This window comes from Pseudonocardia acidicola (assembly GCF_012911935.1).
GTDB lineage: Bacteria > Actinomycetota > Actinomycetes > Mycobacteriales > Pseudonocardiaceae > Pseudonocardia > Pseudonocardia acidicola.
This window is the reverse complement of record NZ_JAAXLA010000062.1, coordinates 1-25,952: the sequence shown is the minus strand read 5'-3', so window position 1 is coordinate 25,952 and position 25,952 is coordinate 1. Positions and strand designations below refer to the sequence as shown.

At 72.2% G+C, this 25,952-nt stretch carries 27 protein-coding genes; 19 read left to right on the top strand and 8 right to left on the bottom strand.

Annotated features, from left to right (window positions below; translation table 11 throughout):
- The first annotated feature begins 231 nt into the window (after positions 1–231).
- From sigE to tatB, 4 genes are all read left to right on the top strand, one after another.
- Positions 232–879 (top strand): RNA polymerase sigma factor SigE, encoded by a 648-nt coding sequence (gene sigE / locus HF526_RS25720; RefSeq protein ID WP_169384144.1) that lies wholly within the window; start codon positions 232–234, stop codon positions 877–879.
- The gene (locus tag HF526_RS25715) at positions 876–1,637 is read left to right on the top strand and encodes an anti-sigma factor family protein (protein WP_169384143.1); all 762 of its coding nucleotides are present in this window, start codon (positions 876–878) and stop codon (positions 1,635–1,637) included. The genes sigE and HF526_RS25715 overlap by 4 nt, the downstream gene beginning before the upstream one ends.
- 100 nt (positions 1,638–1,737) lie before the next feature.
- The gene (locus HF526_RS25710; RefSeq protein WP_169384142.1) at positions 1,738–3,273 is read left to right on the top strand and encodes a S1C family serine protease; all 1,536 of its coding nucleotides are present in this window, start codon (positions 1,738–1,740) and stop codon (positions 3,271–3,273) included.
- Positions 3,274–3,306: 33 nt separating this feature from the next.
- Positions 3,307–3,723, top strand: a complete 417-nt coding sequence (tatB, locus tag HF526_RS25705) for a Sec-independent protein translocase protein TatB (protein ID WP_169384141.1) — start codon at positions 3,307–3,309, stop codon at positions 3,721–3,723.
- A gap of 13 nt (positions 3,724–3,736) precedes the next feature.
- On the opposite strand, the gene HF526_RS25700 is transcribed toward tatB, so the two are convergent.
- Together HF526_RS25700 and HF526_RS25695 are read right to left on the bottom strand one after the other, a co-directional pair.
- Positions 3,737–5,155, bottom strand: coding sequence for an amidase (locus HF526_RS25700; protein WP_169384140.1), 1,419 nt, complete (start codon positions 5,153–5,155; stop codon positions 3,737–3,739).
- Positions 5,152–6,144 carry a D-2-hydroxyacid dehydrogenase gene (locus HF526_RS25695; protein WP_211177794.1) on the bottom strand — a complete coding sequence of 331 codons (993 nt, stop codon included), beginning with the start codon at positions 6,142–6,144 and terminating at the stop codon, positions 5,152–5,154. Before HF526_RS25695 ends, HF526_RS25700 begins: the two co-directional genes overlap by 4 nt.
- A 137-nt stretch (positions 6,145–6,281) precedes the next feature.
- Between HF526_RS25695 and HF526_RS25690 the strand changes: the two genes are divergently transcribed.
- From HF526_RS25690 to HF526_RS25670, 5 genes are all read left to right on the top strand, one after another.
- Positions 6,282–6,788 carry a DUF3830 family protein gene (locus tag HF526_RS25690; protein WP_211177793.1) on the top strand — a complete coding sequence of 169 codons (507 nt, stop codon included), beginning with the start codon at positions 6,282–6,284 and terminating at the stop codon, positions 6,786–6,788.
- Positions 6,789–6,810: 22 nt separating this feature from the next.
- The gene (locus HF526_RS25685; protein WP_338051749.1) at positions 6,811–7,578 is read left to right on the top strand and encodes a maleate cis-trans isomerase family protein; all 768 of its coding nucleotides are present in this window, start codon (positions 6,811–6,813) and stop codon (positions 7,576–7,578) included.
- Positions 7,579–7,621: 43 nt separating this feature from the next.
- Positions 7,622–8,368 (top strand): maleate cis-trans isomerase family protein, encoded by a 747-nt coding sequence (locus tag HF526_RS25680; protein ID WP_420821656.1) that lies wholly within the window; start codon positions 7,622–7,624, stop codon positions 8,366–8,368.
- A 53-nt stretch (positions 8,369–8,421) separates the two neighbouring features.
- Complete coding sequence (locus HF526_RS25675) at positions 8,422–9,162, top strand: GntR family transcriptional regulator (protein WP_169384138.1); 741 nt, start codon at positions 8,422–8,424, stop codon at positions 9,160–9,162.
- Between the two features lie 133 nt (positions 9,163–9,295).
- Positions 9,296–10,552, top strand: a complete 1,257-nt coding sequence (locus tag HF526_RS25670) for an aspartate aminotransferase family protein (protein WP_169384137.1) — start codon at positions 9,296–9,298, stop codon at positions 10,550–10,552.
- A 49-nt stretch (positions 10,553–10,601) separates the two neighbouring features.
- Here HF526_RS25670 and HF526_RS25665 read toward each other — a convergent pair whose 3' ends face one another.
- Positions 10,602–11,756, bottom strand: coding sequence for an Mrp/NBP35 family ATP-binding protein (locus HF526_RS25665; RefSeq protein WP_169384136.1), 1,155 nt, complete (start codon positions 11,754–11,756; stop codon positions 10,602–10,604).
- Positions 11,757–11,875: 119 nt separating this feature from the next.
- On the opposite strand from HF526_RS25665, the gene HF526_RS25660 reads away from it, so the two are divergent.
- Positions 11,876–12,349 (top strand): MarR family winged helix-turn-helix transcriptional regulator, encoded by a 474-nt coding sequence (locus HF526_RS25660; protein ID WP_338051741.1) that lies wholly within the window; start codon positions 11,876–11,878, stop codon positions 12,347–12,349.
- On the opposite strand, the gene HF526_RS25655 is transcribed toward HF526_RS25660, so the two are convergent.
- A complete protein-coding gene (locus HF526_RS25655) occupies positions 12,327–12,875 on the bottom strand; it encodes a DUF1003 domain-containing protein (protein WP_169384135.1) in 549 nt (182 codons plus the stop codon). The two genes, HF526_RS25660 and HF526_RS25655, sit on opposite strands and share 23 nt — an antisense overlap.
- A complete protein-coding gene (locus tag HF526_RS25650; protein WP_169384134.1) occupies positions 12,868–14,181 on the bottom strand; it encodes a magnesium transporter MgtE N-terminal domain-containing protein in 1,314 nt (437 codons plus the stop codon). Before HF526_RS25650 ends, HF526_RS25655 begins: the two co-directional genes overlap by 8 nt.
- Positions 14,182–14,242: 61 nt before the next feature.
- On the opposite strand from HF526_RS25650, the gene HF526_RS25645 reads away from it, so the two are divergent.
- The 8 genes from HF526_RS25645 (at position 14,243) to HF526_RS25610 (ending at position 22,756) form a co-directional block, all read left to right on the top strand.
- Positions 14,243–15,154: a PhzF family phenazine biosynthesis isomerase gene (locus HF526_RS25645; protein ID WP_169384133.1), complete on the top strand. Its 912-nt coding sequence runs from the start codon at positions 14,243–14,245 to the stop codon at positions 15,152–15,154.
- A gap of 120 nt (positions 15,155–15,274) precedes the next feature.
- Positions 15,275–16,234, top strand: a complete 960-nt coding sequence (locus tag HF526_RS25640) for an aldolase/citrate lyase family protein (RefSeq protein ID WP_169384132.1) — start codon at positions 15,275–15,277, stop codon at positions 16,232–16,234.
- A 45-nt stretch (positions 16,235–16,279) separates the two neighbouring features.
- On the top strand, positions 16,280–17,476 hold the full coding sequence (locus tag HF526_RS25635; RefSeq protein ID WP_169384131.1) for an acyl-CoA dehydrogenase family protein: 1,197 nt from the start codon (positions 16,280–16,282) through the stop codon (positions 17,474–17,476).
- A gap of 217 nt (positions 17,477–17,693) precedes the next feature.
- Positions 17,694–18,215 carry a general stress protein gene (locus HF526_RS25630; RefSeq protein WP_169384130.1) on the top strand — a complete coding sequence of 174 codons (522 nt, stop codon included), beginning with the start codon at positions 17,694–17,696 and terminating at the stop codon, positions 18,213–18,215.
- A gap of 182 nt (positions 18,216–18,397) precedes the next feature.
- The gene (locus HF526_RS25625; RefSeq protein ID WP_169384129.1) at positions 18,398–19,768 is read left to right on the top strand and encodes an ABC transporter substrate-binding protein; all 1,371 of its coding nucleotides are present in this window, start codon (positions 18,398–18,400) and stop codon (positions 19,766–19,768) included.
- Entirely contained in the window at positions 19,765–20,727 is a 963-nt protein-coding gene (locus HF526_RS25620; protein ID WP_211177791.1) for a carbohydrate ABC transporter permease, read from the top strand. Before HF526_RS25625 ends, HF526_RS25620 begins: the two co-directional genes overlap by 4 nt.
- 12 nt (positions 20,728–20,739) lie before the next feature.
- Positions 20,740–21,576, top strand: a complete 837-nt coding sequence (locus tag HF526_RS25615) for a carbohydrate ABC transporter permease (RefSeq protein WP_169384128.1) — start codon at positions 20,740–20,742, stop codon at positions 21,574–21,576.
- Positions 21,577–21,580: 4 nt separating this feature from the next.
- Entirely contained in the window at positions 21,581–22,756 is a 1,176-nt protein-coding gene (locus tag HF526_RS25610) for a sn-glycerol-3-phosphate ABC transporter ATP-binding protein UgpC (protein ID WP_169384127.1), read from the top strand.
- Between the two features lie 129 nt (positions 22,757–22,885).
- Here the strand turns inward: HF526_RS25610 and HF526_RS25605 are convergent, their stop codons facing one another.
- Together HF526_RS25605 and HF526_RS25600 are read right to left on the bottom strand one after the other, a co-directional pair.
- Positions 22,886–23,725 (bottom strand): ParB N-terminal domain-containing protein, encoded by an 840-nt coding sequence (locus HF526_RS25605; protein ID WP_169384126.1) that lies wholly within the window; start codon positions 23,723–23,725, stop codon positions 22,886–22,888.
- Between the two features lie 3 nt (positions 23,726–23,728).
- The gene (locus HF526_RS25600) at positions 23,729–24,376 is read right to left on the bottom strand and encodes a metallophosphoesterase (RefSeq protein ID WP_169384125.1); all 648 of its coding nucleotides are present in this window, start codon (positions 24,374–24,376) and stop codon (positions 23,729–23,731) included.
- Positions 24,377–24,502: 126 nt separating this feature from the next.
- Here HF526_RS25600 and HF526_RS25595 point away from each other — a divergent pair, with 126 nt between their 5' ends.
- Positions 24,503–25,327, top strand: a complete 825-nt coding sequence (locus HF526_RS25595) for a class I SAM-dependent methyltransferase (RefSeq protein WP_338051740.1) — start codon at positions 24,503–24,505, stop codon at positions 25,325–25,327.
- A gap of 107 nt (positions 25,328–25,434) precedes the next feature.
- Here HF526_RS25595 and HF526_RS25590 read toward each other — a convergent pair.
- A partial coding sequence (locus HF526_RS25590; RefSeq protein WP_239029150.1) for a DUF5914 domain-containing protein occupies positions 25,435–25,952 on the bottom strand: 518 nt, incomplete at its 5' end.

Sequence of the window (25,952 nt, the reverse complement as noted above, 5' to 3'; positions counted from 1 at the left end):
GGTCAAGAGGCTACTGCGCTGCGGATTCGGCACTGCGCAGCGATACCGGTCCGTCGTATTCACAGGTTCTTCTCAGATGCTTCTCACCCGTCCTTCACGCCCATAAGGGACTGTTGTCACCAGCACGGTCGGGGTCGTCGACCGTCGCCCCGCCGGGGTCCGGGAACACGGGCACCGTGCGGGACGTTTCCCCACAGCGGTACGACCCGCCGCAGGAGGTGCGCTCCCCCGATGACCGACCGCCCAGCCACCGCACAGCTCGGTGCCCGGCCGACGGCGCAGGCCCCGACCGCTACCGTGCTGCCCGGGGAGGGCGCCGACTGGACGCCGCCGAGCTGGGACGAGGTCGTGCGCGAGCACGGTGACCGCGTCTACCGTCTCGCCTACCGGCTCACCGGGAACCCGCACGACGCCGAGGACCTCACCCAGGAGACGTTCATCCGGGTGTTCCGCTCGCTCGCGTCCTACCGGCCCGGCACCTTCGAGGGCTGGCTGCACCGCATCACGACGAACCTGTTCCTCGACATGGTGCGCCGCCGGGCCCGGGTCCGGATGGAGGGCCTGCCGGAGGACACCGACCGGATCCCCGGCGGTGGGCCCGAGCCCGAGGTCGTGTTCTCTGAGACCCATCTCGACCCGACACTGCAGGCGGCGCTCGACGAGTTGGCGCCGGAGTTCCGCGCCGCGGTGGTGCTGTGTGACGTCGAGGGCCTCTCCTACGAGGAGATCGGTGCCACCTTGGGCGTGAAGCTGGGTACTGTGCGAAGCAGGATCCATCGCGGCCGGGCAGCCCTTCGCAGTGCGCTGGAGCGTCGCCGGGCCACGGCGGAGATGACGGACATGGGCCCTGTCGTTCTTGCTGGGGAGGTCAACGGATGACCGATGCGCGCCGGCGCTTTTCGGTGAGCGCGCCGGACTGGGGTGAGGCGCATCTGACCCTGGATGCGATCGTCGCCTTCGTCGACGACGAGCTCACGGCCGGCGCGCACGCCCGGGCGAGCCAGCACGTCGCGCACTGCCCCGAATGTGCCGCCGAGGTCATCGCGCAGGGACAGGTCCGGGCAGCGCTGCGCTCCGCCGCCGGGCCCAGCATGCCGTCGTCGCTGCTGTCCAGCTTGCGGGCGATCCCGCAGGACACCGATCTCCCCGGCCCGCCCCCGGGGCTGGCGATGACGGCCGAGGGCCGGTTCGTCTCCGTGCTGCGGCCCACGCCGGCCGCGGTGCCGCCGCACCCGCCGGCCGCGGTGCCGCCGCACCCGCCGGAGCGCCCCGCCCCCGGCGCAGGCGTCCCCCGGAGCGTGCCCGACCGGCGCTCGACGATGCATCGCCGGATGCGCCTGGGCGCGGGCGCCGCCGTGTCCGGGCTCGCCCTGGGCGCGCTGGCCCTCGCCGCGCCGTCCGCCTCGATCGACGCGCCCACCGCGGTGCCGGCCGCCGACCGCGGCGTCCTCGGTGGTTCCCTGCTCGGCAACGGCGCGCAGGCCGGTGCCGTGCTCGACGCCCGGATGTCGCCGGCCTCCGGCGCGACCGCGACCCCCGCCGCGGCCGAGACCCCGTCCCCGACGGTGACGCAGACCGACCTGACCCACCGCCTGGACACGATGCCCCCCAGCTTCCCGGTCGCCGGGCAGCACTGACGGCCCCGGCGGCGCCCGGCTACGCGGACTTCACCCGGCCTGAGGCAGGCTGGGAGGCGAGTCTTCCGCCCGATCCCGCACCCAGGAGAGCCGGCCCGCGATGAGCGACGAGCAGGACGCCGCCGAGCGCGCTGCGGCCGGGCCGGAGCCGCCGCGGCTGGGACCGCGCCCGCTGGAGCGCCCGCCCGTGGACGCCGGGGCGGCGTCGGTTTTCGGTCGCCCCGACGGTGTGCGCGGCGGGTTCGCCCGCGGCGACCAGGTCAACGGCGGCCCGGTCGCGGGATCCTCGCCGGCGCCGCCGCCACCGCCCGCCCTGGCCGGCGCGTTCGGCCGCGGCCCCGGCGACACCACAGCGCTGCAGCGCCCGCCCGACCCGCAGCACAACGGCACGGACCCGGCCGGACCCGACACCTTCTGGAACGCGGGGGACGTCCCGGCCGACATCGACCCGTGGCGCAACCCGGGTAGCGCCGCCGAACTCGGCCCCCCCGCGCCCGCCGAGCCCGCGGCCGTGCCGGCTCCCGGGGGGCCGGGGGCACGACTGAGCGTGCGCGAGGTGCTGTTCGGCCGACGGGTCGAGCCGCGGGCGCTGGCGCTGCTCGGCATCATGGCGCTGCTCATCGGAGCCGCAGGCGGGCTGATCGGCCGGCTGACCGCGGACGGCGCTTCGGCGCTCACCGAGCCCGGGGCGACGCTCACCTCCGTGACCGCGGCGAAGGAACGTCCGCCGGGCTCCGTCGCGGACATCGCCGCACGCGTGGTGCCCGCCGTGGTCTCGATCGAGATCCGGGTGGGGGACCAGGGCGGGACCGGGTCCGGGATCGTCATCGACCCCTCCGGGTACGTGCTGACCAACAACCACGTCGTCGCACCCGCGGCCGACGCCCAGGGCTCCGACATCGAGGCGATCTTCAGCGACGGCACCCGCACACCCGCGCAGATCGTCGGGCGCGACCCGAAGACCGACCTGGCCGTGGTCAAGGTGGCGGTGAGCAACCCGACCGTGGCCCGTATCGGGTCGTCGCACTCGCTCGCGGTCGGCGACGGCGTGCTCGCCATCGGGTCGCCGCTCGGGCTGGCCGGCACCGTGACCGACGGCATCGTGAGCGCGCTGAACCGGCCGGTGCGCCTCGACAGCGGGGAGACCGGCGCCAACGCCGTGATCGACGCGATCCAGACCGACGCCGCGATCAACCCCGGCAACTCCGGCGGGCCGCTCGTCGACTCCACGGGGGCCGTGGTCGGCATCAACACCGCGATCCGCAGCCTCGGTCAGGGCGAGGGCGGCTCGATCGGCCTCGGGTTCGCCATCCCCATCGACGACGCCCGCGGCATCGCCCAGGAGCTGATCCGCACCGGGGTCGTCAAACACGCCGACCTCGGCGTCAACACCAAGTCGGTCACCGACGGCATCACCGACGGCGCCCAGGTGCAGAACGTGGTGGACGGCGGCCCGGCGGCCGCAGCCGGTGTCGTCGAGGGCGACGTGATCGTCAAGCTGGACGACCGGACCATCGCCGGGGCCGACGAGCTGGTGGTCGCGGTGCGCGAGCACAAGCCCGGCGACACGGTGCAGGTGCACCTGGTCCGGGACGGCCGCCCGCTCACGGTGCAGGCGGTGCTCGGCTCCGACTGATGCCGGGACCGAACCATCGCCTACGCTGACGTCGTGTTCGACAGCGTCGGCTGGGGCGAGATCCTGGTCCTGATCGTGGCCGGGCTGTTCATCCTGGGTCCCGAGCGGTTGCCCTCCGCCATGGCCTGGCTCGGCCGGACCGTGCGCCAGGTGCGCGAGTACGCCACCGGCGCCCGTGACCAGCTGCGCAACGAGCTCGGTCCCGAGTTCGACGAGCTGCGCAAGCCGCTCGAGGATCTGCGCGGGCTGCGTGACTTCAACCCCCGCACCGCCGTCCGGCGCACCCTGTTCGACGACGGCCCGGCCCAGAAGCCGAACGGGTTCGCCCCCGCGGCCGGCGCGCCCGCTGCCGGCGCGGGGCCGGCCGAGACCCGGCACCCGGCCACCGCCCCCGAACCCGAGCGCCTCGCACCCGGCGAGCGCCCGCCGATCGACCCCGACGCGACCTGACGCCCGCCGGGGCTCAAGACGCGAGCAGCGCCGGCCGGCGGCGGTGCCAGTCGGTCGCCTGCTGGAACGCGTCCGCGGCGGCCAGCACCACCGCGTCGGCGAGCCGGGGGCCCACGATCTGCAACCCGACCGGCAGCCCGGAGGCGGTGAACCCGCAGGGCACGCTGGCCGCGGGCTGCTGGGTCATGTTGAACGGGTAGGTGAACGGCGTCCACGACGTCCAGCGCGGGGGCGCCGACCCGGATGGCACCTCCAGTCCGACCGGGAACGCCGCGATCGGCAGGGTCGGGGTGAGCAGCAGGTCGTAGCTGCGGTGGAACGCGCCCATGAGCGTGCCGAGGTCGTTGCGGACGGCCATCGCGGTCAGGTACTCGACCGCGCTGTACCGGGCGCCCTGCTCGGCGATCTCCACCAGCGACGGGTCCATCGTCGCGCGCGTGGCCGCGTCGAGGTGTTCGATCGTCTTCGCCGCCCCGGCGAACCACAGCACCTCGAAGGGCTCGACGGGGTCGGCGAACCCCGGGTCGGCGAACTCCACCGTGGCGCCCAGCGTGGCGAACACGTCGGTGGCGGCTTCGAACGCCGCGGCCACCTCCGGGTCGACCGTCGCGTACCCCAGGGTCGGGCTCACCGCGATCCGCAGCCCGGCCACCCCGCCGGCCAGCGCGTCGGTGAACCGCCCGGTGGGCGGCGCGAGCGCCCACGGGTCCCGGTCGTCGGCACCGGAGACGACGTCGAGCAGCAGGGCGGCGTCGGTGGCGGTCCGGGTCATCGGCCCGACATGGGCGAGGGTGCCGAACGGGCTCGCCGGGTGGTGCGGGACCCGGCCGTAGGTCGGCTTGTGTGCGGTCGTGCCGGTGAACGCGGCGGGGATGCGCACCGAGCCACCGCCGTCGGTACCCAGGCTCAGCGCGCCCATGCCGAGCGCGACCGCGGCCGCGCTGCCCCCGCTCGAGCCGCCCGCGGTGAGCGCGGGATCCCACGGGTTGCCGGTGGCCCCGGTCAGCGGTGAGTCGGTGACGCCCTTCCAGGCGAGCTCGGGGGTCGTCGTCTTGCCGAGCAGTACCGCGCCGTGCTCGCGCACCCGGGCCACGGGCGGGCCGTCGACGTCGAAGGTGCCCTCGGCCGGCGTGGTGCGCGACCCTCGCCGGGTCGGCCAGCCGATGGTCAGCAGGATGTCCTTGATCGACGTCGGCACCCCGTCGAGGCGGCCCTGCGGGGCGCCGCGCAGCCAGCGCTGCTCCGACTCCTTCGCCGCGGCGAGCGCGCCGGCCTCGTCGACCAGGCAGAACGCGTTGACCGCCCCGTTGAGCTGCTCGATGCGGTCCAGCGTGTCCCGGGTGGCCTCGACGGGGGAGAGGCCCCCGCAGCGGTACGCGGCGAGCAGTTCGGTGGCGCTGAGGTCGGCGGCGGTGGTGCCGATGGCGCTCATGGCGGGTCTCCTGCCGTCGTGTTCGTGACGTAACCGCGTGTCTTGTCGACGACGTTGCGCAGCGGGGTGCCCGCGCGGTAGCGGTCCAGGTTGTCGGCGAACAGTTCGACCAGGCTCTCCCGCCAGCCGACCGTGTCACCGGACATGTGCGGGGACACGATCACGTTCGGCATCGTCCACAGCGGCGAGTCGGCGGGCAGCGGCTCGGTCTCGAACACGTCCAGTGCCGCCCCGGCGATCCGTCCTTCGCGGAGCGCGTCGACGAGGTCGGGCTGCACGACGAGCCCGCCGCGGCCCACGTTGATCACCCGCGCGGTGGGCTTGAGCCGGCGCAGCGCCGCGGCATCGAGCAGGCCCCGGGTGGCCTCGGTGAGCGGAGCGGCCAGGACGACGAAGTCGGCGTCCGGGAGCAGCCCGCGGAGTTCGTCGAAGCCGTGCACGCCGTCCGCGGCGCGCCGCCCCACCAGTGGAACCCGCAATCCGACGGCCGCGAGCAGAGCCGCGACGGCCCGGCCGATCGGCCCGCCGCCCACGACCACCGCGCAGCGGCCGGCCACGTTCTCGGTCTCCCGGTGCTGCCACTCGCCGCGCGCCTGTTGGGCCAGTGTGCGCGGCAGGTCCTTCGCGAACGCGAGCACCAGGCCGAGCACGTACTCGGCCATCGGGATGTCGAACACCCCGCGGGAGTTGGTCAGGGTGACGTCGGAACCGACGAGGCCGGGGAAGATCAACCGGTCGACGCCGGCGCTCGCGGTGTGTACCCAGCGCATCGCGTCGGCTGCGGGCCAGGCGTCGCGGACGGCGTCGGAGGTGAAGTCCCACACCAGCAGCACGTCGCAGCCGGGTAGCGCGTCGGCGAGGGTGCCGGCGGTGGCGAAGCGCAACTCGGCCCCGGACACGTGTTCCTCGAGTGCGGGCGGGCGGTCCTCGGCGTGTAGAACGGCGATCGTCGCCCTCGATCGGTGGCGCTGACCAGTAGAAACGGGCAAACGAACGGTCCTTTCGCGGGGGCCGGCCGGGGCATTGACACGCTAGGAAGCCCTCGTATGATTGTCAACAATCCGCGGCACAGGCGCGCGACGGAGAAGACCCGGACATCAACACTGCGCTCGCGGGGTGGTCAGTCTTGTCGAAACTCATCAGCATCACGCTCGGCCGTCGCGGCGTCTCGTGCGTGGCGGAGCTCCTGGAGAAGGACGCGCCGCGCACGTGCGCGGCCGTGTGGGATGCGCTGCCGCTCGCCGGGGACGCCCAGCACGCCAAGTACGCCCGCAACGAGGTGTACACGATGGTCCCGCGTTTCGGTGACGAGATCGGCTACGAGAACACCACCGTCACCCCGATCCCTGGTGACGTCGTGTACTTCTCCTTCTCCGGCGGGATGCTCGACCAGTCGTTCAAGGCCGACCAGAACGTCGACCACCTGCCCGGTGTCATCGACCTGGCCATCTTCTACGGGCGCAACAACCTGCTGCTCAACGGCGACGTCGGCTGGGTGCCCGGCAACGTCTACGCGACGATCGTGGAGGGCCTGGACGCCATGGCCGAGGCGTGCCACGACGTGTGGCGGTCCGGCAGCGTCGGCGAGCGGCTCGTCTACGAGAGGCTCACCGAGCGATCCGGCGTGCGGTAGCCGGGGAGCGAGCGCCGTGCCGATCGAACTGTCCGTCGGCCTCGTCGAGCCGGCCGGCGACGACGCGGACAACCCGCCGGGCATCGGGGTCATCGCCCCGTTCGACTTCGCCCTGGACCGCGAGCTGTGGCGCTGGGCGCCCGAGGACGTCTCGCTCTACCTCACCAGGCTGCCGTTCTTCACCACGCCGGTGACCGTCGAGATGGCCGTCGCCGTGGGCGACCGCCGGGCGCTGCGCCGGGCCACCCGGGACGTGCTGACCCCGCAGCCCGGGGTGGTCACCTTCGCCTGCACGTCCGGCAGCTTCGTCGGCGGGACCCAGGGCGAGTACGTGCTGCGCCGCACGATGCTGGAGGCCGGGGCGCCCACGGTGTCCACGACCTCGGGGGCGCTGATCGAGGCGATGCGGGTGCTCGGCGTGCATCGGCTGGCCATCGCCACGCCCTACATCGACGCGGTGACCGCCCGGCTGGTCCGCTACCTCGGTGAGCACGACGTGCAGACGGTGTCGAAGCAGGGCCTCGGCTTGCTCGGCAACATCTGGCGGGTCACGTACGCCGAGGTCGTCGAGATCGTCAAGGCGGTGGACCGGCCGGAGGCGGAGGCACTGTTCATCAGCTGCACCAACCTGCCCACCTATGACGTCATCGAGCCGCTCGAACAGGCCCTGGGCAAGCCGGTGCTCACGGCCAACCAGGTCACCATGTGGGCCGCCCTGCGTGCGATCGGCCGGTCGGCGGTCGGCGGGGGCCGGCTGCTCGCCGCGCCGGGCCGGCTCTCGGTCGCTTGACGACGGGACAGCTTTCGTATGATTGTCGACAATTATGCCTGAGATGACTGCGGCGACCCCGCCGATGCCGCCCCCGACCGTGGGCGTTCTCTACCCGGGCTACTCCGCCGAGGACGACTACCCGCGCGCCGAGAAGCTGCTCGGCGACGGCAGCCGGTTGCCGCTGGTGCACACCGAGATGCGCGAGGACGCCCACCGCGTCGACGCGCTGCTCGACATCGGCGGCGACGACGTCCTCGCCGACGGGGCCCGCGCGGTCGCCGCAGGCGGGCCGCTGGACGCGATCGTCTGGGCCTGCACCAGTGGCAGCTTCGTGTTCGGCTGGGACGGGGCGTCGGCCCAGGTCGCGGCGCTGCGGCAGACCGCGGGAGTGCCGGCGTCGAGCACCTCGTTCGCCTTCGTCGACGCGTGTGCCCGGCTCGGGATCACCCGGGTCGCGGTCGGCGCCACCTACCCCGGCGACGTCGCCGAGCGGTTCGTGGCGTTCCTGGCGCGGGGCGGGGTCGCGGTCCGGCAACTGTCGGCCCGCGGGATCGTCACCGCCGCCGAGGTGGGTACCCTGCCAGCCGATCTGGTCCTCGACTTCGCTGCGGCCGCCGACCACCCGCAGGCCCAGGCCGTCCTGCTGCCCGACACCGCGCTGCACACCGTCGAGTTGCTCGACGCGCTGGAGGCTCGCGTCGGCAAGCCGGTGCTCACGGCCAACCAGGTCAGCGTCTGGCAGGGGCTGCGACTGGCCGGCGCCGACCGGCCGCGGGCAGGCCTCGGGGCCTTGTTCGCCGCAGGCTGAGGGCGAGGATCCGGCGGGGTCCGGGTCGGCACAACAGAGGACGGGAAGAGCTCATGATGCTGGATGTCAGCGATCTGGAGCCGGTCAGCCGGCGGTCCACGGCGGCCATCGTGGCCGACCGGATCCGGCAGGCGATCATGCGCGGCACGTTCCCGCCCGGTACCCAGCTCGGCGAGGTCGAGCTGGCCGGCCGGCTCGGGGTGAGCCGCGGGCCGCTGCGGGAGGCGATGCAGCGGCTGGTCGCGGAGGGCCTGTTGCGCAGCGAGCGGCATCGCGGGCTGTTCGTCCGTGACCTCACCACCGCCGACGTCCGCGACGTCTACATCGCGCGTACCGCCGTCGAGCGCGCCGCGGCGCTGCTCGTCCTGGCCGGTGACCGGCCGGCCGCGACCGAGCGGCTCACCGCTGCCCTCTCCGGGATGGAGGCCGCCGCCGAGGCCGGGGACGCCGTGGCGCTGGCCGACGCCGACCACCACTTCCATCACGAACTGGTGGCCGCCGCCGGAAGCCCGCGGCTGCGCCGGATGGCCGACGCGCTGCTGGTGGAGACGCGGATGTGCCTGGCCGCGCTGCAGCAGAACCCGCCGCCGGCCGCGGACCTGCTCGCCGAGCACCGGGTCCTGCGCGACGCGGTGCGCGACGGCGACGCGGACCGGCTGGTGGCCACGCTCGAGGAGCACATGGCCGATGCCGTGGCCCGCATCCTCGGCGGGGCCCCCAGGGCCGGCACTGCCGGCACCGCCGGCACCGCCGGCACCGGAGGCGAACCCGCGCCGCCCGCCGTCCCGGCCTGACCTGCCGGTCACCCGCTGCGCCGCCGACCTGAGCGCCGCGGGTTTACAGACCCCGGGCAGCGTGGTTCCATCGTTGTTGTCGATTGTCGACAACTCGACAATCGCTACGGTGAACCGAGGTGGGAGCACGCGCATGGCACAGTTGTCCCCGGTCCTGAAGCAGGCCACGCCGGTCCTGGTCGCCCGCGGCGAGGGGGTCTACCTCTACGACACCGAGGGCCACCGGCACCTGGACTTCACCGCCGGGATCGGCGTCACCAGCACCGGCCACTGCCACCCCACCGTGGTCGCGGCCGCGCAGGAGCAGGTCGGCACGCTCATCCACGGCCAGTACACGACCGTCATGCACCAGCCGCTGCTGCGGCTCACCGAACGGCTCGGTGACGTGCTGCCCGCGGGCATGGACAGCGTCTTCTACCTCAACTCCGGCAGCGAGGCGGTCGAGGCGTCGGTCCGGCTGGCCCGGCACGCCACCGGCCGGCAACTGATCGTCGCGTTCGACGGTGGCTTCCACGGCCGGACCATGGGTGCCGCCGCGCTGACCACGTCGGGGGCCAAGATCCGGGCCGGGATCGGGCCGATGATGGGCGGCGTCGCGTTCGCGCCGTTCCCGTACGCGTTCCGCTACGGATGGACCGAGGAGGAAGCCGTCCGGTTCGCGCTCGCCGAACTCGACCGGCTGCTCGTCACCACCGCCCCGGCGAGCGACGTCGCCGCGATGCTGATCGAGCCGGTGCTCGGCGAGGGTGGCTACGTGCCCGCGCCGCCGGCGTTCCTGGCCGGGCTACGGGAGCGCGCCGACGCGCACGGCATCCTGCTCATCGCCGACGAGGTGCAGACCGGGTTCGGCCGCACCGGCAGGTTCTGGGGGCACCAGCACGCCGCCGGTGTCACCCCCGACATCCTGATCACCGCCAAGGGGCTGGCGAGCGGCTTCCCGCTCTCGGCGATCGCCGCGCCCGCCGCGCTGATGGCACGGGCCCGGCCCGGCTCGCAGGGCGGCACCTACGGCGGCAATGCGGTGGCCTGCGCCGCGGCACTGGCCACCCTCGACGTGATCGAGGGGGAGAACCTCGTCGCCAACGCCGCCGCGCAGGGCCTGCGCCTGCTGGAGGGACTGCGCTCGGTGGCCGCCGACCACCCCGGGATCGCCGACGTCCGCGGCCTGGGCCTCATGGTGGGCAACGAGTTCGTCACCGCGGACGGCGCACCCGACCCGGAGACGGCCACCCGCGCGCACGCCGCCGCGGCCCGGCACGGCCTGCTGCTGCTCACCTGCGGCGCCTACGGCAACGTGGTCCGGATGATCCCGCCCCTGATCGTGACGCCGGAGCAGGTCGATGCGGCCGTCGCCCTCTGGGCGAAAGCCGTCACCGACGCCACCTCCTGACCCGCCCCGCCCCCCGTGAACCCACGAAACGGGGCGGCGGTGGTGGCGGCTACTTGCGGACCGGGCTGATGTTCAGGGACATGCCGGCCAGGCCGCGGGCGCGCGCGGACAGCTTGTCGGCCACCGCCCGCAGCGCCTTGCCCGACGCCGAGTCCGGTTCGGCCAGCACGATCGGGGTGCCCGTGTCGCCGCACTCGCGTAGCCGGGTCTCCAGCGGGATCTGGCCGAGCAGCGGCACCGGCGCTCCGAGGGACCGGCTCAGCGAATCGGCCACGGTCTGCCCGCCACCGGACCCGAAGACCTCCATCCGGGAGCCGTCGGGCATCTCCATCCAGGACATGTTCTCGACGACGCCGGCGAGGCGCTGACGGGTCTGCAGTGCGATCGAGCCGGCCCGCTCGGCCACCTCGGCGGCGGCCTGCTGCGGGGTGGTGACGACCAGCAGTTCCGCGTTCGGGATCAGCTGCGCGGTGGAGATCGCGATGTCACCGGTGCCCGGCGGCAGGTCGAGCAGCAGGACGTCCAGGTCGCCCCAGAACACGTCGGAGAGGAACTGCTGCAGCGCACGGTGCAGCATCGGGCCACGCCAGACCACCGGCGTGTTGCCCTCGACGAACATGCCGATCGAGATGACCTTCACGTCGTGCGCCTGCGGCGGCATGATCATGTTCTCGACCTTGGTGGGCCGCGCGGTGGTGCCGAGCATGCGCGGCACCGAGTGGCCGTAGATGTCGGCGTCGACCACACCCACGCTCAGCCCGCGGGCGGCCATCGCGGCGGCCAGGTTCACCGTGACCGAGGACTTGCCGACCCCGCCCTTGCCGGACGCGACGCAGTAGACCCGGGTCAGCGAACCCGGCTGGGCGAACGGGATGACGGGCTCCGCGCTGTCGCCACGCAGCGACCGGCGCAGCTCGGTGCGCTGCTCGTCGCTCATCACGTCCAGCTCGACCCGGACCTCGCGCACCCCGGGCACCGCCGAGACCGCGGTGGTGACCCGCGAGGTGATGGTCTCGCGCATGGGGCAGCCGGCCACCGTGAGATAGACCCCGACGTGGGCGATGCCGCCGGGGGACACCGCGACGCCCTTGACCATCCCCAGTTCGGTGATCGGCTTGTGGATCTCCGGGTCCTCCACCTTGGCCAGCGCGGCCCGGACGGCCTGTTCCACGGTGTCGGCGTGTGCGTTTCCGATGACGGACATCAGGTTCTCCGCTGGACCTTCCTTGCGACGTCAGTGTGCGCGGCATTCGGCCGCGGCGACTCGCCGCCCATGCTACGTGCGTGGGCGGAATGGCCCGTGCGTCCGTAGCATCTACGGACGTGACGGACATCGCGGAGGCTCGGCCAGCAACGGACCGGGGGGCCAGGCCGAATCGCGAGGAGCTCGCCTCGTGGCGGGCGTTCCTGCGTGCACACGCCACCATCACCCGGATTCTCGAGGCCGAGTTGGTGACCGAGCAGCGATTGTCGCTGGCCGCCTACGACGTCCTGGTGCAGTTGGCGGAGGCGCCGCAGCGGCGGCTGCGGATGACCGAACTTGCCGACGCGGTGCTGCTGTCGCGCTCCGGGGTGACCCGGCTGGTCGACCGGTTGGAGCGGGCCGGGCTGGTCGCCCGGTGCCCGGTGGAGTCCGACGGCCGCGGGGTCGCCGCGGAGCTGACCCCCGCCGGCCTGGACCGGCTGCGCATCGCCGCTCGCACCCACCTGTCCGGGATTCAGCGCCACTTCGTCAACCGGCTGGACCCCGACGACCTCGCCACGCTGGAGCGGATCAGTCGCCTGCTGGCCGGCTGACCCGGTTGTTGCGGGGACGCTCGGCGCCGTCGCCCGTCTCACGCTGTCCCTGGTCCGGTGACTCCGTGGTGATCTTCTCGGCGAGCTTCTCGAGCTCGCCACGCAGGTAGTCGCGGGTCGCCACCTCACCCACGGCGAGGCGCAGCGCGGCGAGCTCGCGGGCCAGGTACTCGGTGTCGGCCTTGGTGCGCGTGGCCCGGGTCCGGTCCTCCTCCAGCGCGACCCGGTCGCGGTCGTCCTGCCGGTTCTGCGCCAGCAGGATCAGCGGCGCGGCGTATGCGGCCTGGGTGGAAAAGGCCAGGTTGAGCAGGATGAACGGGTACGGGTCCCACTGCAGCTGGACCATGGCCAGGTTGATGCCGATCCAGACCACGACGATCACGGTCTGGATGGCCAGGAACCGTCCGGTGCCGAGGAAGCGGGCGACCCGCTCCGAGAGCCGGGCGAAACCCTCCGGGTCGACCTCGAGGCGGCGCCGGCCCAGCCGTGGCTGGTCGAGGCGGCGGTTCGTGTACAGCTCAGGCACTGTCGACCTCCCCGGCCACCTCGCTCGCGAGCCTGTTCTCGCCACTGCCACTGCCGACGTAGCCGTCGGTGGGCTCGGTCATCTCGTCCCGCCAGCCGGCCGGCAACAGGTGGTCCAGCACGTCGTCCACGGTGACCGCGCCGAGCAGATGGTCCTCGCCGTCCACGACGGGACCGGCCACCAGGTTGTAGGCGGCGAAGTAGCGGGTGATCTCCTCGAGCGTGGCCTCCGGGGTGAGCCGGGCCAGCTCGCTGTCCACGATGCCGGCGACCAGTTCGAACGGCGCCTCGCGCAGCAGCCGCTGGTGGTGCACGCAGCCCAGGTAGCGGCCGGTGGGCGTCTCCGCGGGCGGCCGGCAGACGAAGACCATGCTGGCCAGCGCGGGCGGGATGTCGGGGTTGGCGATGTGCGCGAGCGCCTCGGCCACCGTCGCGTCCGGGCGCAGGATGATCGGCTCCGGGGTCATCAGGCCGCCCGCGGTGTCCGCGGAGTAGCGCAGCAGTCGCCGGACCGGTGCCGACTCCTCGGGCTCCATCAGCGCCAGCAGCCGGTCGGACTCGGCCGCGGGGAGCTCACCGAGCAGGTCGGCGGCGTCGTCGGGGGACATCGCCTCGAGCACGTCGGCGGCCCGCTCGGAGCCCAGGTGCCCGAGCAGCTCACGCTGGTCGGCCTCGGACATCTCCTCGAAGACGTCGGCCAGCCGCTCGTCGTCGAGACCGTCGACGACCTCGTGCTGCCGCTTGATCGGCAGCTCGGACAGCGCCGCGGCGACGTCGGCCGGGCGCATCGTCTCGAACACCGCCAGCAGGCCCTCGGTGCCCTGGCGATCGGACAGGGTGAGTCCGGAGACGGCGCTCCAGGGCACCACGTTGACCTGGGTGCGGCGGGTGAGCCGGGTGCGCCGGGGGCGGACCGCGAGCTGCCCGACCACCCAGTCCCGGGAGCGGGTCTGCTCGATCGAGGCGTCGACGACGACGGCGTCCTCACCTGATTCCATCAGCCGCACCGGGGCGTCGACGACCTGACCGATGACGAGCGCCTCGTTGGGCCGCTGGGTGAAGCGGCGCAGGCTCACCGAACCGGTGGACAGCGTGACCGCGCCCGGGTCGATGCTGGTGATGCGCAGCATGGGTACGAAGATCCGGCGGCGGGTGGCCAGTTCGACGACCAGCCCCAGCACCCGCGGGGGGCTGGGGTCGACGCGCAACGAGACGACCACGTCACGGACCTTGCCGATGCGCTCGCCGTCGGGGCCGAAGACGGCCAGCCCCGCCATCCGTGCCACGAAAACCCGCGCCGCGCCCATGAGGTCAGACTAGAGCCGGGTCAGGTGGCCGTCCGCGCTGGTCACCCTAGGGTCATCAGACGTGACGAACCTCCGGTATGACATCGTCGACGTGTTCACCGACCGGCCGTACGCCGGTAACCCGCTGGCCGTGGTGCACGGCGCCGACGGGCTGGCGACCGAAGCGCTCCAGGCGATCGCCGCCGAGTTCCACCTCTCCGAGACGGCGTTCCCGCTGCCGCCCACCCGGTCCGGCGCCGACTACCGGGTGCGGATCTTCACCCCGGCCGTGGAACTGCCCTTCGCCGGGCACCCGAGCGTCGGCACCGCGTGGGTGCTCGCCCGCGACGGGGTGATCGGGACCGGCGAGGTGGTGCAGGAGTGCGGCGCCGGGCTGCTGCCGGTGCAGGTCGACGGGGCCGGCGCCCGGGTCAGCGGGGGCACGCCGGAGGTCGGCGACGACCTCGACGCGGCCGCGCTGGCCGCGGCGGTGGGACTCGACCTCGACGACGTGGACGGCGCCGCGGCACCGGGGATCGCCGCCGCCGGGGTGCCCTACGCCTTCCTGCCGGTGCGGGCGGACGCCGTGGCCCGGGCCGTGCCCGACCCGATCACGCTGCGGGCGCTCACCGCGGACCTCACGGGCCTGGTCGTGTTCAGCATCGACCAGGCGGCCGAACAGGTGCACCTGCGGATGTTCGGCGCCGGGGTGGGCGTCGACGAGGACCCGGCGACCGGGTCGGCGGCCGTCGCGCTCGGGGTCTACCTGGTCGATCGCGGGCTGCTCGCCCCCGACGGGGAATCGGCGTTCACGGTCGCCCAGGGTGCGGAGATCGGGCGGCCGTCGACGCTCGAGGCGCTCGTGCGGGCCCGCGGCGGGGCGGCGGTGCAGACCTCGGTGCGCGGTGGCGTGGCCGCCGTGGCCGGCGGGGAGCTGGTGGCGCTGCCAGGTGGTGAGCAGGGGCGCGGGGGTCACCGCGCACAGCGCAAGTGACCCGTCGGTAACAACCGCTCACCTCGGCTGGGTGAGAAACCAATCACCCAACCGCGCTGCGGGGGCGGGAACGTGCCAGCATCTTTCCAACCCGCGCCGACCTCGACGAGGAGTCCGCTTGTGAGTACTCGTAACCGTGCCCGCCGTTCGTGTCTCGCGGTCCCGGGATCCAGTCAGAAGTTCATCGACAAGGCCCGGACGCTGCCTGCCGACCAGGTCTTCCTGGACCTCGAGGACGCGTGCGCGCCGCTGGCCAAGCCGGGCGCCCGCAAGACGATCGTTGCGGCCCTGAACGAGGGCGGCTGGGGCGACAAGATCCGCGTGGTCCGGGTCAACGACTGGACCACCGAGTGGACCTACCGCGACGTCACCGAGGTCGTGGAGGGCGCGGGGGCCAACCTCGACGCGATCATGCTGCCGAAGGTGCAGACCCCCGAGCAGATCGTCGCGCTCGACCTGCTGCTCACCCAGATCGAGAAGACCATGGGCTACGAGGTCGGCAAGATCGGCATCGAGGCGCAGATCGAGAACGCGCTCGGCCTGACCAACGTCAACGCGATCGCCACCGCGTCGCCGCGCGTCGAGACCATCATCTTCGGCCCGGCCGACTTCATGGCCAGCATCAACATGAAGTCGCTGGTCGTCGGCGAGCAGCCTCCCGGATACGACGTGGGCGACGCCTACCACCACATCCTGATGAGCATCCTGATGGCCGCCCGCGCGCACGACAAGCAGGCCATCGACGGGCCGTACCTGCAGATCAAGGACGTCGACGGGTTCCGCCGCGTCGCCGGCCGCTCGGCCGCGCTGGGCTTCGACGGCAAGTGGGTGCTGCACCCCGGCCAGATCGATGCGGCCAACGAGGCCTACAGCCCGCTGCAGTCGGACTACGACCACGCGGAGAACATCCTCGACGCCTACGAGTACTACACCTCGGAGGCCGGCGGGAAGCGTGGCGCGGCGATGATCGGCGACGAGATGATCGACGAGGCCTCGCGGAAGATGGCGCTGGTGATCTCCGGCAAGGGTCGGGCCGCCGGCATGGAGCGCACGAACAAGTGGACGCCGCCGGAGGCCTGAGGCCTGCCCGTCCCGCTTGCACCGCCCCTATCCAGGAGGAACACCATGGCCCGGCTCGCCCAGACCGCCGGTCTGACCGACATCCAGCAGGAGATCCTGTCCACCGTCAAGACGTTCGTGGACAAGGAGATCCTCCCGTACGCGAACGAGCTCGAGCACGCCGACACCTACCCGCAGGACATCGTCGACGGGATGAAGGAGATGGGCCTGTTCGGGCTCACCATCCCCGAGGAGTACGGCGGCCTCGGTGAGTCGCTGCTGACCTATGCGCTGGTCGTCGAGCAGATCGCGCGCGGGTGGATGAGCGTCTCCGGCGTGATCAACACCCACTTCATCGTGGCCTACATGATCAACCAGCACGGCACTGCGGAGCAGAAGCAGCGCTACCTGCCCCGGATGGCCACCGGTGAGGTCCGCGGCTCGTTCTCGATGTCCGAGCCCGACCTCGGCTCCGACGTGGCCGCGATCAAGACCAAGGCCGTGCAGGACGGCGATGACTGGGTCATCGACGGCGCCAAGATGTGGCTGACCAACGGTGGCACGTCCAACCTGACCGCGGTGCTGGTCAGGACCGACGAGGGCCAGTCCAAGCCCTACCAGAACCTGACGACGTTCCTGGTCGAGAAGCCGACCGGGTACGGCGAGGTCGCGCCGGGGCTGATCGTCCCCGGCAAGATCGACAAGATGGGCTACAAGGGCGTCGACACCACCGAGATGGTGTTCAAGGGCCACCGCGTGGCCGGCGAGCAGATCCTCGGCGGCAAGCGCGGCGGCGGCTTCGCGCAGATGATGGACGGTGTCGAGGTCGGCCGGGTCAACGTGGCCGCGCGCGCCTGCGGCATCTCGATCCGGGCCTTCGAGCTCGCGGCCGAGTACGCCCAGCAGCGCAGCACCTTCGGCAAGCCGATCGCCGAGCACCAGGCGATCGCGTTCAAGCTGGCCGAGATGGGCACCAAGGTCGAGGCCGCGCACCTGATGATGGTCAACGCGGCGCGGCTCAAGGACTCGGGGAGCCGCAACGACGTCGAGGCCGGCATGGCCAAGCTGATCGCGTCGGAGTACTGCGCCGAGGTGACCCAGGAGGCGTTCCGCATCCACGGTGGATACGGCTACTCCAAGGAGTACGAGATCGAGCGGCTCATGCGCGAGGCGCCGTTCCTGCTGATCGGCGAGGGCACCTCCGAGATCCAGAAGACGATCATCAGCCGGGGTCTGCTGCGGGAGTACAAGCTGCGGGGCTGAGCAACCGAATTGCCGGGCGGGGCTGCGTGCCGCCGGATCGGCACACGCGGTCCTGCCTTTCGTCCCCCGGCAGGTGGGGGGAACGTGGCTTTCCGGCAGCTGGCGAGGATCGTGCCTGAACGTGTGATGCGTTCCCGGGCACTGGGCGGCAACCTCGCGCGTTGACATGATGTGGGCCCCTGACAGCCAGGTGTCCCGACATCGAGGAGACGGTCCCGTGACGACCCCGTTCGGTGGCCCGGCGCGAACCGCGCCCGGGCTGCCCAACCTGCCCACTCCGCCGACCGGGTGGCCGGTCGGCTCGTACGCCACCTACGCAGAGGCCCAGCGGGCCGTCGACCACCTCGCCGACAGTGACTTCCCGGTCCGCGACGTCACGATCGTCGGAGTCGACCTGATGCTCGTCGAGCGCGTCATCGGCCGCCTGACCTGGGGTCGGGTGCTGGTGTCCGGGGCCGCCTCGGGCGCCTGGTTCGGTCTGTTCGTCGGTCTGCTGCTGAGCCTGTTCAGCTCGGGCAACAATCCGCTGGGGCCCATCCTGGTCGGCCTGGCCAGCGGTCTGCTCTTCGGGCTGATCTTCGCCGCGGTCGGCTACGGGGCGACCCGCGGCCGGCGCGACTTCACCTCCGCCAGTCAGATGGTGGCGGGCCGCTATGACGTGCTGTGCCAGCCGCGCAACGCCGAGAAGGCCCGTGAGCTGCTGGCGAAGCTGGCCATGGGGCCGAATCCCGCTACCTGACCCGCGTCCGATCGCCCCGGAATGTCTCGTTCCGGTCTCGTCCTCCGCGTCCCCAATTGCGGGGTCAGCCGCGCGCACTTAGGTTGCCACTGCCGGGGTGTTCGGTGACCGGCGTCACAGGCTGAACACGCCGTCGTGCGGCCCGACCACGGCCTTCCGGCGGCCCACGACGGGAGGCCGGCATGGCGGAGCCGCTGCATCCGCGGCACGGGTGGCGACCACGCAGGGGCCGCAGGCGCGGGCTCGCCGCCGCCGGGGGAGCGATGCTGGTGGCGGCCACGATCGCCGGCTGTGGGGCCGCCGCGGCGGGGCCACCGGTCCTGAGCTTCTACACCCCGGCCGACGGCGCGACGCAGTACGCCGCCGCGGCCAAGGCGTGCACGGCGGCCGCGGGCGGCAGGTACTCGGTGGTCCAGCAGACCCTGCCGAAGAGCGCGGACGACCAGCGCCTGCAGCTCGCGCGACGCCTGGTGGCGGGGGACCCGGCCGTCGACATCATGGGCATCGACGTCACCTGGACCGCCGAGTTCGCCGCCGCCGGATGGATCGAGAAGTTCCCCGACGCCGAGGCCGCCGCGGTCACGAGCGGCACGCTCCCCGGTCCCCTCGAGACCGGCACCTACCAGGGCGCGCTGTGGGCGGCGCCGCTGAACACGAACACCCAGATCCTGTGGTACCGCAAGGACCTCTCGCCGACGCCGCCGGCGACCTGGGATCAGATGATCAAGGACTCGCAGGCCCTGGCGGCCCGTGGGCTGCCGTCCTACATCGAGGTCCAGGGCGCGCAGTACGAGGGCCTGACCGTCTGGTTCAACACGCTGCTCAGCAGTGCCGGTGGGCAGATCGTCAACGAGAACGGCGATGTCCTGGTCGGCAGGGGCGACGCCGCCCAGCGTGCCGTGGACATCATGAAGCAGGTCGCGACGGCGCCGGGCTCGGACCCGTCGATCTCGGTGGCCAAGGAGAACGACGGCCGGCTGGCCATGGAGGCCGGGACGGCCGCGTTCCAGGTCAACTACCCGTTCGTCTACGCGTCGATCAACACTCCGCCGCCCGACGGCGGTGGCGGCGGAACGTTCATCGACGCCCAGGGCAGGCCGGCCGGTGTGAACACCGGCCGGCGGGTCATCGACGAGTTCGCCTGGGCGCCCTACCCGTCGGTCGTCGCGGGACAACCCGCGCACGTGACCATCGGCGGGCTCAACCTGGCCGTGAGTTCGACATCGCAGCACAAGGATCTCGCCTTCGAGGCCGTCCAGTGCCTGCGCAACCGGGACAACCAGCTGCGCAACGCCGTCGACGGCGGCGTGCCGCCGACGCTCGAGTCGCTCTACGGCGACCCGTCGTTCCAGCAGAAGTACCCGGCCTGGCAGGCGATCAAGGAATCGCTGGACAACGCGAGCGTGCGCCCGAAGACCCCGGCGTACCAGAGCATCTCCATCGTGATCTCCGATCTGCTGAACCCGCCGGCGCAGATCGACCCGAACACGGTGGTCGGCCAGCTCGCCGACCAGGTCGGCAAGGCGGAGAGGTCGGAGGGACTGGTCCCATGACGGTACCGACGGCACCAACGACCGAGTCGGCGCCCGCGCCGCCCGCGACACATCGCAGGAACGGCACCACGGCCCGCTCCGAGGGCGCGAAGGCCGAACGCCGGCTGGGGCTGCTGCTCTGCGCGCCCGCGGCGATCATCATGCTCGCCGTCACCGCCTATCCGATCGTCTACGCGGTCTGGCTCTCGCTGCAGCGTTACGACCTGCGGTTCCCCGCCGAGCGCACGTTCGCCGGCCTGGCCAACTACGGGGCCGTGCTCAGCTCGCCCTACTGGTGGAACGCGTTCGCCGTCACGCTGATCATCACGATCATCTCGGTGGCCGTCGAATTCGTGCTCGGCCTGGCGCTGGCGCTGGTCATGCACCGCACGATCGTCGGCCGCGGGCTGACCCGCACCGTCGTGCTGATCCCGTACGGCATCGTCACGGTGGTTGCGGCGTTCAGCTGGCAGTTCGCGTGGACGCCGGACAAGGGCTACCTGGCGGCGCTGCTCCCGGCGGGCTCGGCGCCGCTGACCGAGCAGGTCTCGGCGATCGCGCTGATCATCCTCGCCGAGGTCTGGAAGACCACGCCGTTCATGGCCCTGCTGCTGATGGCGGGCCTGGCGCTGGTCCCTGACGACCTGCTCAAGGCCGCGCAGGTCGACGGGGCGGGCCCCTGGCAGCGGCTGACCCGGATCATCCTGCCGATGATGAAGCCGGCGATCCTCGTCGCGCTGCTGTTCCGCACGCTCGACGCGTTCAGGGTCTTCGACAACATCTACATCCTGACCCAGGGCTCGAACGGCACCGGGTCGGTCTCGATCCTCGGCTACGACAACCTGTTCAAGGCGTTCAACCTGGGCATAGGGTCGGCGATCAGTGTGCTGATCTTCATCGCGGTGGCGCTGATCGCGGTGCTGTTCATCAAGATCTTCGGGGCCGCCGCGCCCGGCTCGGAACCGGACGGGAGGCGCTGAGCGATGGCCGCCATGACCGGAACACGGACGGGATCCCGCAAGGGCTGGTGGGCCGTGGCCGACCTGCTCGTCATCGTCTACGCGCTCGTCCCGGTGCTGTGGATCGTCAGCCTGTCGTTCAAGACAGCCGACACCGTCACCGACGGCAACTTCATCCCGCGCAGCTGGACCTGGCAGAACTACTCGCAGATCTTCCAGATCAGCCTGTTCACCAGCGCGCTGCGCAACTCCATCGGCATCGCCGTCATCTCCACGCTGCTCGCCGTGGTGATCGGGACGATGGCGGCCTACGCGATCGGCCGGCTCGCCTTCCCCGGCAAGAAGGCGCTCGTCGGGATCTCCCTGCTCATCGCGATGTTCCCGCAGATCTCGCTGGCGACACCGCTGTTCGACATCGAGCGTGCGCTCGGGCTGTTCGACACCTGGCCCGGTCTGATCCTGCCCTACATCACCTTCGCGCTACCGCTGGCGATCTACACCCTGTCGGCGTTCTTCCGGGAGATCCCGTGGGAGCTGGAGAAGGCCGCCAAGATGGACGGCGCGACGCCGCTGCAGGCGTTCCGCTCCATCATCGTGCCGCTGGCGGCGCCGGGGGTGTTCACCACGGCCATCCTGGTGTTCATCTTCTGCTGGAACGACTTCCTGTTCGCGATCACGCTGACCTCGACGAGCCGTTCGCAGACGGCACCCGTGGCGATCGCGAACTTCACCGGAGCCTCGCAGTTCGCCGAGCCGACCGGTTCGATCGCGGCGGCCGCGGTGCTGCTCACCATCCCGATCATCGTGTTCGTGCTGTTCTTCCAGCGCCGGATCGTCGCCGGCCTGACCTCCGGCGCAGTGAAGGGGTAACGACGTGGCCGAGATCGTTCTGGACCAGGTGACCAAGCGGTACCCGGACGGCACCGTCGCCGCCGACGACATCAACCTCGAGATCGCCGACGGCGAGTTCATCATCCTGGTGGGCCCGTCGGGCTGCGGGAAGTCGACCGCGCTCAACATGATCGCCGGGCTGGAGGACATCAGCTCCGGCGAGCTGCGCATCGGCGGCGAGCGGATGAACGAGCGGGCGCCCAAGGACCGGGACATCGCCATGGTGTTCCAGTCCTACGCGCTCTACCCGCACATGACGGTGCGGGAGAACATGGCGTTCCCGCTGAAGATCGCCAAGGTGGACAAGGTGGAGATCAACCGCAAGGTCGAGGAGGCCGCCAGGATCCTCGACCTGACCCAGCACCTGGACCGCAAGCCCGCCAACATGTCCGGCGGCCAGCGGCAGCGGGTGGCGATGGGCCGGGCGATCGTGCGCAACCCCAAGGCGTTCCTGATGGACGAGCCGCTCTCGAACCTCGACGCCAAGCTGCGGGTGCAGATGCGCACGATGGTGTCGAAGTTGCAGCAGCGCCTCTCCACCACAACCGTGTACGTCACCCACGATCAGACCGAGGCGATGACTCTCGGCGACCGGATCGTCGTCATGCGCGGTGGGGTCGTGCAGCAGATCGGCTCGCCGCAGGCGCTCTACGACCACCCGGCCAACCTGTTCGTCGCCGGGTTCATCGGCTCCCCGGCGATGAACTTCCTGCCGGCGCGGCTGGAGAACGGTGCGCTGCGGACCTCGCTCGGGGACCTCGCGATCTCCGACGCGCTGCGCCGCAGCCTCGATGCGGCCGACGCCCCGCGTGAGGTGATCATGGGCATCCGCCCCGAGCACTTCGAGGACGCAGCGCTGATCGAGGAGCACATGCGGTCCCGAGGCTCGGTGTTCACCGCCGAGGTGGACGTGCTGGAGTCGATGGGCTCGGACAAGTTCGCCTACTTCAGGCTCGAGGGCGAACAGGCGATGTCCGACGACCTGGCCGACCTGGCCGCCGACGCCGGCACGGCGGACGTCCCGGACAGCGCCGGGCAACTGGTCACCCGGCTCTCGGCGGCGTCCTCGGCGACCGAGGGCAGCCGGTCCGAGGTCTGGATCGACACCGACAAGATCCAGATCTTCCACCCGTCGAGCGGCGTCAACCTGACCGCCTAGTCCCGCGAGTCGGCACATTCGGGAGAGTGAGTCGGCGTTCTGGGGAGACGGGTTCGCACCCGCGTGCCGCCCCCGCGCTCCCCGAACTGCCGACTCGGGCGCCGGAAGGTGCCGACTCGCGGGGGTGGGTCAGGCGCCGGGGTTCGCGCGTAGCCGGTCGACGACCTCGTCGTCCCAGCGGTGCGTGCGCATCAACCGGTAGCGCTGGCAGGCGAGCTGCAGGTAGGCCTCGGCGTCGGTGCGCTCGCCGATCAGCTCGGCCTGCCGCAGCATCCGGACCACCGGCTTGAACTCCTCCGACCACCAGCGCCTGGCCACCGTCTCGCGGTCCAGGCAGCGGCCCTCGTGCTGCATCAGCCGAAAGCCCCAGGCCTCGACGGTCTCGCTGAGCTCGGCGTAGCTCCACGGGTCGGTCACCGTGATCGACGCCAGCGCGCACCCGGACAGCGGCACCCGGTCCAGGAACACCCGCCGCAGGTCCTTGGTGATCAGGTCGCCGCGGTGCACGATGCCGTTCGGGTCGATCTTCGTGGTGACCTCGACAACCTTCGCCTCGATGCTGCGCAGGCCGAGCGCGTGCGCGACCGAGACCCGGTGGTGGCCGTCGCGGACGAAGTGCAGGCCGCCGACGCGGTAGACGTCGATCGGCGGGATCTCCTCGCCACGCCGCTGCGCGCGGGCCAGCCGCTCCCAGCGCTCCCGGGTGCGCTGCGAGCGCGGCCGGAAGTACCGGTCGAAGTCCTTGGTGCGATCCACGCTGCCGACGATCGAGTCGAGCGGGATGACCCGCAGGCCGAGCGGGCGCTCGCCGGTGCGGCCCAGCGCGGCGACCACCTCGTCGAACGGGAGGATCTCGGAGACATCGTCGGGCTCGCGGCGCAACCACGCCGCCAGCCGGGACAGCACCTGTCTGCGGCGGACGCGCAGAAAGTCGTTCTCGGCGTCGGCCTGGGGAAAGCCGGTGTCCATCCCTCAGGCCTCCAAGATCCGTCGGCCCACCATGTTCACCACGCGCGTGTCCCCCAGGAATCGGTCCGCCAGGTGCTCGCCGTACGGATGGATGTGCCCGTGCACGAGCAGTCGTAGCCGCAACGCCGCGACGACGTCGTGCAGGCACTCGAAGCCGTGGTGCGGACCGTCCTCCCGGTCCCCGCAGCCGCGCAGCGGGGCGTTGGGTGAGCAGCACGTCCACGCCGCGCCCGTCGCGGCGGTGGTGGCGGCGCGCCGTCCGGACCAGCTTGCGTCCCCGCCGGGCCTGCCGGGCCTGGGTCCACTGGTTGGGGCCGGGCCGGTAGCGCACGCACCCGCCCAGGCCGGCGATGCGCACCCCGGCGACGTCGCTGATCCGGCCGGCCGCGTCCTCGTAGCCCGCCGGGCCGGCCAGTGGCACGGCTGCCCGGCCCGGCTCCACAGCCCGGCTCGCTGCGTGTAGCCGGTCAGGTCGGCGTCGTGGTTGCCGGGGACCAGCACGCCGGGGCGGTCGATCCGGTCGGACAACTCGGCCAGGTAGTCGAAGGGCAGATCGCCCGCGGCCAGCACCAGGTCGACGCCGAGTTGCCGGGCCGCGTCGGTTCGCAGCCCGGCGACCACCTCGTCGCTCACCGCGAGTGCGCGGACCATCGCAATCAGAGTACGGGCACGAGCGCGTTCCGCTTGGGTGGAATCGGTAGATGCGACAGGATGCGGGCGTGTCCGCGCCGGTGAGCCAGCGATGCACCCGGCGGCCAGCGACAGCGAGGAGAGGTCGTGACTCCACCGGAGCCGAGCCGATCGATCGGGCCGACGAGCGTGCCCCGCGCCTTCGACGCTCACGCGCGCAGCTACGACAAGCTGGTCAACGCCAACCCCGGCTACCACGAGCACCTGCGCATGTCCGCGCGGCGGATGGGGCTCAAGCGCAGGCCTGGGCTGCGGCTGCTCGATCTGGGGTGCGGGACCGGTGCGTCGACGGCAGCGCTGCTGGACGCGGTGCCCGGCGCCGAGGTCGTCGCGGTGGACGGCTCCGCCGAGATGCTGGCCCAGGCGCGACGCAAGAACTGGCCGCCGGGGGTGCGGTTCGTGCATTCCCGGTTCGAGGATCTGGCACGGGCCGGTGTCACCGGGCCCTTCGACGGGATCCTCGCCGCCTACCTGGTGCGCAACCTGCCCGACCGCGACGACGGCCTGCGGCGGATGTACGACCTGCTGCGCCCGGGTGCCCCGCTGGCGGTGCACGAGTACTCGGTGCGCGACTCGCTGCGCAGCAGGCTGATCTGGAACTCGGTGGCCTGGGGCGTGATCATCCCGATGGGCCGGCTGCGGACCGGCTCGGCCGACCTCTACACGTACCTGTGGCGCAGCGTGCGGGGCTTCGACGGGGTGAAGGCGTTCGCCGCGCGAATGGTGGGCGCCGGGTTCACCGACGTCCGGACCCAGACCATGACCGGCTGGCAGACGCACATCGTGCACACCTTCCTGGGCCGCAGGCCGGCTGCGGAGGACGCCGCGGACGCCGCCGGCCCGACCGCCCCGGAAGGACTCGATCTGTCCGACGCCGACACCCCACCCCAGGGCACCCCGACCGCCGGCTGAGCGACCCCGCCCCCGCGAACACCACGAACGGCACTCTCGTTCAATAGGTTTGAACGAAAGTGCCGTTCGTGGCAAAAGGAGGCGGGGGAGACGCCGCGCCGGGCGGCTCAGCGGCTGCGCAGGGCGTACCGGCGCTCCGCGTAGGCGATGTCGTCGCGCCACAGCCGCCGCGCGGTGGCGCCGATCAGCGGGCGCAGTGCCCCGGCCACCCGCCGGGCGTGGGTGAACCCCGGCCGGTCGGAGTGTGCGACGACGGCTTCGATCACCGCCGTCCGCGGCAGCCCGTCCGGGCCGGGACGCAGCGGCGTCGCGTGCGTCTCCACGACGCTGCCGGTGCCCTCACCGTCGACGATCTCCATTGTGACGGTGCGCGGGTCGGGGCAGCTGAACGCCGCGTGCACCGGAACACCGAGCCCGGCCGAGACCCGGAACGACACCTCGACGAGGAACCGGTCCTCGGCAGGTGGGCAGTCGGCGGCCGGGGCGCTCAGCACCCGCAGCGCCGCGAAGGAGTACGGGTGGAACCAGGCGCCGTGCCAGGGGTCGAGGCGGTTGGCCACCACGTCCTCGGGCTCGCAGCGCCCGACGACCGTGGCCACGGTCGCGATGCTGCGAGCCCGAGGAC

Excerpts from the sequence above, each read along its gene's own strand:
- sigE (WP_169384144.1), top strand. The coding sequence starts at position 232 with ATGACCGACCGCCCAGCCACCGCACAGCTCGGTGCCCGGCCGACGGCG.
- HF526_RS25715 (WP_169384143.1), top strand. The coding sequence starts at position 876 with ATGACCGATGCGCGCCGGCGCTTTTCGGTGAGCGCGCCGGACTGGGGT.
- HF526_RS25710 (WP_169384142.1), top strand. The coding sequence starts at position 1,738 with ATGAGCGACGAGCAGGACGCCGCCGAGCGCGCTGCGGCCGGGCCGGAG.
- HF526_RS25700 (WP_169384140.1), bottom strand. The coding sequence starts at position 5,155 with ATGAGCGCCATCGGCACCACCGCCGCCGACCTCAGCGCCACCGAACTG.
- HF526_RS25680 (WP_420821656.1), top strand. The coding sequence starts at position 7,622 with ATGACTGCGGCGACCCCGCCGATGCCGCCCCCGACCGTGGGCGTTCTC.
- HF526_RS25675 (WP_169384138.1), top strand. The coding sequence starts at position 8,422 with ATGATGCTGGATGTCAGCGATCTGGAGCCGGTCAGCCGGCGGTCCACG.
- HF526_RS25670 (WP_169384137.1), top strand. The coding sequence starts at position 9,296 with ATGGCACAGTTGTCCCCGGTCCTGAAGCAGGCCACGCCGGTCCTGGTC.
- HF526_RS25665 (WP_169384136.1), bottom strand. The coding sequence starts at position 11,756 with ATGTCCGTCATCGGAAACGCACACGCCGACACCGTGGAACAGGCCGTC.
- HF526_RS25650 (WP_169384134.1), bottom strand. The coding sequence starts at position 14,181 with ATGGGCGCGGCGCGGGTTTTCGTGGCACGGATGGCGGGGCTGGCCGTC.
- HF526_RS25635 (WP_169384131.1), top strand. The coding sequence starts at position 16,280 with ATGGCCCGGCTCGCCCAGACCGCCGGTCTGACCGACATCCAGCAGGAG.
- HF526_RS25625 (WP_169384129.1), top strand. The coding sequence starts at position 18,398 with ATGGCGGAGCCGCTGCATCCGCGGCACGGGTGGCGACCACGCAGGGGC.
- HF526_RS25620 (WP_211177791.1), top strand. The coding sequence starts at position 19,765 with ATGACGGTACCGACGGCACCAACGACCGAGTCGGCGCCCGCGCCGCCC.
- HF526_RS25615 (WP_169384128.1), top strand. The coding sequence starts at position 20,740 with ATGACCGGAACACGGACGGGATCCCGCAAGGGCTGGTGGGCCGTGGCC.
- HF526_RS25605 (WP_169384126.1), bottom strand. The coding sequence starts at position 23,725 with ATGGACACCGGCTTTCCCCAGGCCGACGCCGAGAACGACTTTCTGCGC.
- HF526_RS25600 (WP_169384125.1), bottom strand. The coding sequence starts at position 24,376 with ATGGTCCGCGCACTCGCGGTGAGCGACGAGGTGGTCGCCGGGCTGCGA.